The organism is Dorea sp., from assembly GCF_977044405.1.
Map to the genome: position 1 here is coordinate 1 of NZ_CDRRQK010000057.1, position 7,435 is coordinate 7,435.

At 42.3% G+C, this 7,435-nt stretch carries 4 protein-coding genes and 1 riboswitch; all 4 genes read left to right on the forward strand.

Annotated elements, in window-relative coordinates; genetic code table 11:
* Positions 1 to 501: flavodoxin family protein (locus ACWJAF_RS13850; protein ID WP_448864724.1), on the forward strand; the 501-nt coding region annotated here is incomplete at its 5' end.
* 290 nt (positions 502 to 791) lie between these two features.
* A riboswitch (cyclic di-GMP riboswitch) is annotated at positions 792 to 867 on the forward strand.
* Between the two features lie 84 nt (positions 868 to 951).
* Positions 952 to 2,802 carry an extracellular solute-binding protein gene (locus ACWJAF_RS13855; protein ID WP_448864726.1) on the forward strand — a complete coding sequence of 617 codons (1,851 nt, stop codon included), beginning with the start codon at positions 952 to 954 and terminating at the stop codon, positions 2,800 to 2,802.
* A gap of 5 nt (positions 2,803 to 2,807) precedes the next feature.
* Positions 2,808 to 5,759 carry a response regulator gene (locus ACWJAF_RS13860; RefSeq protein ID WP_448864728.1) on the forward strand — a complete coding sequence of 984 codons (2,952 nt, stop codon included), beginning with the start codon at positions 2,808 to 2,810 and terminating at the stop codon, positions 5,757 to 5,759.
* A 158-nt stretch (positions 5,760 to 5,917) separates the two neighbouring features.
* On the forward strand, positions 5,918 to 7,435 hold a 1,518-nt coding region (locus ACWJAF_RS13865), incomplete at its 3' end, for a GAF domain-containing sensor histidine kinase (RefSeq protein ID WP_448864730.1).

Below are 7,435 nucleotides of genomic sequence, written 5' to 3' on the forward strand. Positions count from 1 at the left end.
GGCAGCAATTCTGATATACTTGCAAATGAATGTGCGAAGGGAGCAAAAGAAGCTGGGCATGAAGTGGAATTTCTTTCTTTGAAAGGAAAAGATATAAAATATTGTATCGGTTGTCTTTCCTGTCAGAAGACTGGAATGTGTGTATTGAAGGATGATGTTGCAGATATTATGGCAAAAGTAAAGGATGCGGAGGTCATTGTCTATGCAACACCAATTTATTACTATGAGATGTGCGGTCAGATGAAAACACTTCTTGATAGATTGAATCCTTTATATTCGACAGATTATTCATTCAGAGATATTTATATGATTGCAACTGCCGCTGAGAATGATGAAAGTGCATTTGAAAAAGCCTACAATGGTCTGCAAGGCTGGGTAGACTGTTTTGAAAAGGCATCCTTAAAAGGCATAGTAAGTGGCGGTGGAATTGATGCTGCAAATACAGCTGCTGGTCATGCGGATGTGATGAAGAAAGCATATGAACTTGGAAAGGGATTATAAGTTTGAAAAGAGTACTATTACTTAGTCTTTGTGTGTTAGTTTTATCTGGGCTTGCAGGATGTAGAGAAACAGAAAGAAGTTCTAGGGATATGGAACGATCTGAGTACAAATGAGCAGGAAACAGTAATGTCAATGTTGCGTGGACTTCGGAAGTAGGAGAACAGTTCGGTATATGTATCAGCTGTTCTTTTTTTGTTTTTGAACGTTAAAACGGTAATGTTTTTCTTGTGTACAGTAGAGCGTTATAGTATAATAAAATCAGTTTTTTTGCATAAGTTTAAAAGTTTAAAAAGGACAATCGGCAAACCAGATGAAAGTCTGGGACGCAAAGCTACAGGGCCTGTAAAATGGCTGCCAGTTACATGAAATGAGGTGCACTGTCTGTCTGGCAGTGCTTTTTTCGGTGTTATTTCATAGACGTATCTATAATAATTATTAGGAGGACTTGTAATGAAAAAGAAAAAATGGAGCAAGGTTTTGTCTGTATCTTTAGTGATGGTGACAGCTATATCACTTTTGTCAGGCTGTGGCGGAAAGAGTGCGGAAAAAGAAGATGCAGAAACGATCACGGTGTACTTATGGAGTACAAGCCTGTATGAAAAATATGCACCGTATATCCAGGAACAGCTCCCGGATATCAACGTTGAATTTGTCGTAGGAAATAATGATCTGGATTTCTACAAATTTCTGAATGAAAATGGTGGATTGCCGGATATTATAACCTGCTGTCGTTTTTCACTGCATGATGCAAGTCCGCTGAAAGACAGCCTGATGGATCTTTCCACAACCAATGAGGCAGGTGCTGTCTATGATACATATCTCAGCAATTTCAGGAACGAGGATGGAAGCGTAAACTGGCTTCCGGTATGTGCAGATGCCCATGGTTTTGTAGTGAACAAAGACCTTTTTGAAAAATATGATATCCCGTTGCCAACAGATTATGAAAGCTTTGTTTCTGCCTGCCAGGCATTTGACAAAGTGGGAATCCGTGGGTTTACTGCAGACTATTATTATGATTACACCTGTATGGAAACACTGCAGGGATTGTCTGCTTCAGAGCTGTCTTCTGTAGACGGACGCAAGTGGCGGATGACCTACAGTGACCCGGAAAGTACAAAGAGAGAAGGTCTGGACGATACCGTCTGGCCGGAGGCTTTTGAACGGATGGAACAGTTTATCCAGGATATAGGGCTAAATCAGGATGATCTGGACAGGAATTATGATGATATCGTTGAGATGTATCAAAGTGGCAAGCTTGCCATGTACTTTGGCAGCTCAGCAGGTGTAAAAATGTTTCAGGATCAGGGCATCAACACAACTTTTCTTCCATTCTTTCAGGATAATGGTGAAAAGTGGATTATGACTACACCATATTTCCAGGTGGCTTTAAATCGCGATCTGACGCAGGATGAGACACGTCGAAAGAAAGCAATGAAGGTATTGAGTACAATGCTTTCAGAGGATGCACAGAACAGGATTATTAGTGATGGACAGGATTTGTTGAGTTACAGCCAGGATGTGGATCTTAAGCTTACGGAATATCTAAAAGATGTGAAACCTGTGATCGAAGAAAACCATATGTATATCCGCATTGCGTCAAATGACTTCTTCTCTGTTTCCAAGGATGTGGTGTCTAAAATGATCTCAGGAGAATACAATGCGGGGCAGGCTTATCAGTCATTTAATACCCAGCTTCTTGAGGAGGAATCCACTTCTGAGAAAGTGGTATTGGATTCACAGAAGTCTTATTCCAACCATTTCCACAGCAGTGGAGGAAATGCAACATATTCTGTTATGGCAAACACTCTGCGCAGCATCTATGGGTCAGATGTGCTGATCGCGACCGGAAACAGCTTTACGGGAAACGTGCTGAAAGCCGGATATACTGAAAAAATGGCAGGGGACATGATCATGCCAAATGGTCTTTCTGCTTATAGCAGCAAGATGAGCGGAGCCGAACTGAAAGAGACAGTTAAAAACTTTGTAGAAGGCTATGAGGGAGGTTTTATTCCGTTTAACCGTGGCTCTCTGCCTGTGCTCAGTGGCATTTCTGTGGAAATCAGTGAAACAGATGATGGTTATACATTGAGCAAAGTTACAAAGGACGGAAAACAAATTCAGGACAATGATACTTTCACGGTAACCTGTCTTGCGATACCAAAACACATGGAAGCTTATCCGGCAGAGGAGAATATAGTGCTTGCTGGAGAAGATACCACTGTGAAAGACACCTGGACAGGATTTGCTTCAGATGGTAATGCCGTTCTTGCAGAGCCTGAAGACTATATGACTTTGAGGTGAGAAGAATGGACGTTAAGAATCATAATACAAAAAGAGAGAAATATGTCATGAGAAAACGGGTAAAGATAGCTGTCCTTATAGCTGTTTCTCTTGGAATTGTTTTGATGGTTTTCCGATATTTTGGATTTGTATCGAAAACTGTTTATGAGGAAAGTGTTTCTCATCTGACGGAAGTTTTTCATCAGTCTGATAACATGCTGAGGGAACTGACAGAGAAGAATCTGACCTATCTTCATATGTGGGGAGAGAATCTGCAGAATACCTCCAGTGAAGATGATATTTGTGATTACATAAAGCAAGCGCAGGAAGATGCCGGCTTTTTAGAATTTTATTTTCTGTCAGTGGACGGGAATTATAAGATGGCAACAGGGGAAACCGGGTACCTTGGATTACAGGAAAATATTGAAGAGGAGATCCGGCAGGGAAATGATGTTATTGCGAATGCAGCAGTTCCCGGAAAATCCCAGCTACTTGTTTTTGCCACTCCTAAGGCTCACGGAACTTATCAGGGATTTGAATATGATGCCATTGCCATTGCTTATGAAAACTCTGATATCGTAGATGTACTGGATATTTCTGCTTTCGATGGAAATGCCCAGAGTTTTATTATTCATCCGGATGGCCGTGTTGTGGTTGATCATTCTTCTGAGGCATGGGGGAACGTGTATAATTTCTTCGGTGTTCTAAGAGAGCATTCCGATATGTCTGAAAAAGAAATCAATGAACTTTCGGAGAAGTTTAAAGCAGGATGTACCGATGCAATGCTGCTGAATCTGGATGAAAGGAATTACTATCTGGTCTATGAAAAATCGGATATCCAGGACTGGATGTTTCTGGGACTTGTCCAGGCAGATATTGTCAATGCCAGTATGAACAGTCTGCAGCGTAGTACGATACTCCTTGTGGGAGCAGTTGTGCTTTGTATCGCCGCATTCTTTATCAGTCTTATTGTTCAAAAAGGCAGAACAAACCTCAGGAGAAAAGACACAGAGATCCTGTACAGAGACGAGCTGTTTCAAAAGCTGTCAATGAATGTGGATGATGTTTTTCTGATGCTGGATGCCAAAACATATCAGGCAGATTACGTCAGCCCGAATGTGGAAAAACTGTTGGGTATTACAGTAGAACAAATCCGTAAAGACATTTGTGTTCTGGGGAAACTGCATCCAGAGGAACATGAAGATCCAGAGAAAAATTATCTGGAAGAAATCCAGGTTCATGAGCAGAGAGAATGGGATTTTGAATATGTTCATCTGAAAACAGGGGAACAACGCTGGTTCCATAACATTGCAATGGGCAGTGAGATAAATGGAAAAAAGAAATATATCTTGGTTATGTCGGACCGTACCTCGGATCGGAAAATGAACCAGGCACTCTCAGAGGCAGTCCATGCGGCAGAGACTGCAAATAGGGCAAAGAGTATTTTTCTTTCCAATATGTCTCATGATATCCGGACACCAATGAATGCGATTATTGGTTTTACGACACTGGCTGTAAGTAATATTGATGATAAAAACAGGGTCCGGGATTATCTGGGGAAGATTCTTTCCTCCAGTAATCATTTGCTTTCACTGATCAATGATATACTGGACATGAGTCGTATTGAGAGTGGAAAGATCCATCTGGAAGAAACAGAGGTCAGTCTGTCGGATGTGCTTCATGACCTGAAGACCATCATCAGTGGACAGATCCATGCGAAGCAGCTGGAACTTTATATGGATGTCATGGATGTTACAAATGAAGATGTCTACTGTGACAAGACCCGACTGAACCAGGTACTGCTGAATCTCTTGTCTAATGCGGTTAAGTTTACACCTGCAGGGGGAACCGTTTCTGTCCGGTTGAAACAGTATCCGGGGGCAGTAAAAGGCAGTGAACTGTACGAGATTCGGGTAAAGGATAACGGAATCGGTATGAGCCAGGAATTTGTGCAGAAGATCTTTTCTCCTTTTGAGAGGGAACGGACTTCTACAGTCAGCAGGACTCAGGGTACAGGACTTGGCATGGCCATTACCAAGAATATTGTAGATATGATGGGCGGAACCATTGAGGTTCAGACAGAACAGGGCAAAGGCACAGAATTTATTGTCCGTCTGCCATTCCGGATCCAGTCTGAGCACCAACGTATAGAGAAGATCGTAGAGCTGGAGGGCCTTAAGGCACTGGTTGTAGACGATGACTTCAATACCTGTGACAGCGTTACAAAAATGCTTGTGAGGGTTGGAATGCGTTCGGAATGGACAGTTTCAGGTAAAGAGGCTGTTCTCCGTGCACGACAGTCAATGGAACTGGGGGATGCATTTCATGCTTATATCATCGACTGGCGTCTACCGGATATGAATGGAATTGAAGTTACCCGCCAGATCCGCAGCCTCGGTGATGATACGCCGATTATTATCCTGACGGCATACGACTGGTCAGATATCGAAGTAGAAGCCAGAGCTGCCGGGGTGACTGCATTCTGCGCCAAACCTCTGTTTATGTCAGATATCAGGGAAACTCTGATGGCTGCCATCGGTCAGAAACAGGCCCGGGCAGAGGATAAGATTCTTCCGGAAACAGGTTTAGGTTTCAGGGGTAGGCGTATACTTCTTGTGGAAGATAATGAGCTGAACAGTGAAATTGCAGTGGAAATTCTGAAAGAATATGGATTCCTGGTTGATACAGCAGAAAATGGAGCAAAGGCAGTGGAGAAAATTAAAAATTCAATACCGGAGGATTATGATCTGGTACTGATGGATGTGCAGATGCCGGTAATGAATGGATATGAGGCTACCAAACAAATCCGCGCGCTGGATGATCCGGCACTGTCGGGAATTACCATTCTTGCCATGACCGCTAATGCTTTTGATGAGGACAGAAAGAAAGTTCTGGAATGCGGTATGGATGGATTCTTATCCAAGCCAATAATTATTGAAGAATTGATTGATACGTTACAGAAGAATCTGCTGGATTAGGCAGCAGATGTACGTTATGATGTAGCCGGTATGAATGCCCATGTTTCAAAACCTGTTGAGATGAAGGTATTGGAAAAGACGATCAGAAGCATTAAATCCGGCGGGGGCATCGAACCGTAGGTCATTGAATCGTGATAAAGGCTACAGGGGGATAGGAAATGAAAACAAAAGATATACAGGAACTCTATCAAATAAAATTACATAGCATGGATACGATCCTGCATCAGATATCGCTTATGGATCAGGTGGAAAATGAGCAGGAGTTGTCAGAAATCATTCACTCTTTGCTGCAGGCAATTGGAAGCTATACAGGGGCAGACCGGGTATATGTTTTTGACTGGGAAACCGATCAGAAGGACAGCCTGAGCAATACATTTGAATGGTGTGCCGATGAAGTGACACCAGAGATAGATAACCTTCAGGCAATACCGGTCAGTTTGATGCCAAACTGGGTAAAACGATTTGAAAACAAGGAAGTAATCGTGATTCATAATCTGGAAGCGACAAAAGATTCTGAACCGGAAGAATATGAATTGTTAAAAACCCAGGAAATATGTTCATTGATTGCAGTGCCGATTTATGCCAATCATCAGATGAATGGATTCATCGGGGTAGATAATCCTGATTTGAGACAGAATGAGATTTCCATCACACTGCTGTCTGATGTTGGCGGGCATCTTGGATGTGTGCGGGAAAATCTGAAAAGTACGGTACTGTTGAAAAAGGCTCTTGATGAGGAAACAAAGAAGACAGAGATTATTTCCGCAATTGCTACGTTGTATGTAACAATTGTACAAGCCAATGTTAACGAGCGGACATATGAGCTTTTGAAAGGCCATGACCTTGTGCAAAAAATCCTTGGACAAAAGGGGAAAATTGATGATGTTATGGAAAGACTTCCAACAGCATTTGCCGCCCCGGAAGGGAGAGAAAAGTACCGGGAGTTTCTTGACTTTGATACATTAGAAGAGAGACTTCGTAATACGAATTCTGTTTCGATTGAATTTATGGGCGCAAACGGAGAATGGCGGTTGTCCAGATTTATTGTAAAGAGCAGAGATGCACAGGGAAACGTTGTGGATGTGCTTTATGTCGCACGAGATATTACGGAAGAAAAATCACGGGAACTCATGTATCAAAAACAGCTTAAGGAAAGTATGGAAGATGCTCAGCGCGCGAATCTTTCAAAAACAGCCTTTCTCCGGCGTATGAGCCACGATATCCGTACACCGCTAAACGGAATCGTGGGGATGATCCATATTGCTGAAAAACACAACAATGATGTGGTTAAGTTGCAGGAATGCGGGCAGAAGATACTTCAGTCCACAGATTATCTGCAAGATCTGATCAACAATGTTCTGGACATCAGCAAACTGGAATCTGGTTCCCTTGTGTTGGAACATAAATCCTTTGATCTGGTAGAATTGTTAAGTAATAATCTGACTGTTGTTGCAATGAGTGCTTATGAGAATGGTGTAAGATTTGAAGGCGGCGTGGAAGCAAGCACGATCCGCCACAGATATTTGATTGGAAGTCCGGTACATCTGAACAGGGTTTTAATGAATCTTTCTTCCAATGCGATTAAATACAATCATTTTCATGGAACAGTGAATGTTCATTGCGAAGAATTATCGGATGATGGGAATATGGCTGTTTTTCAGTTTGTATGTTCAGAT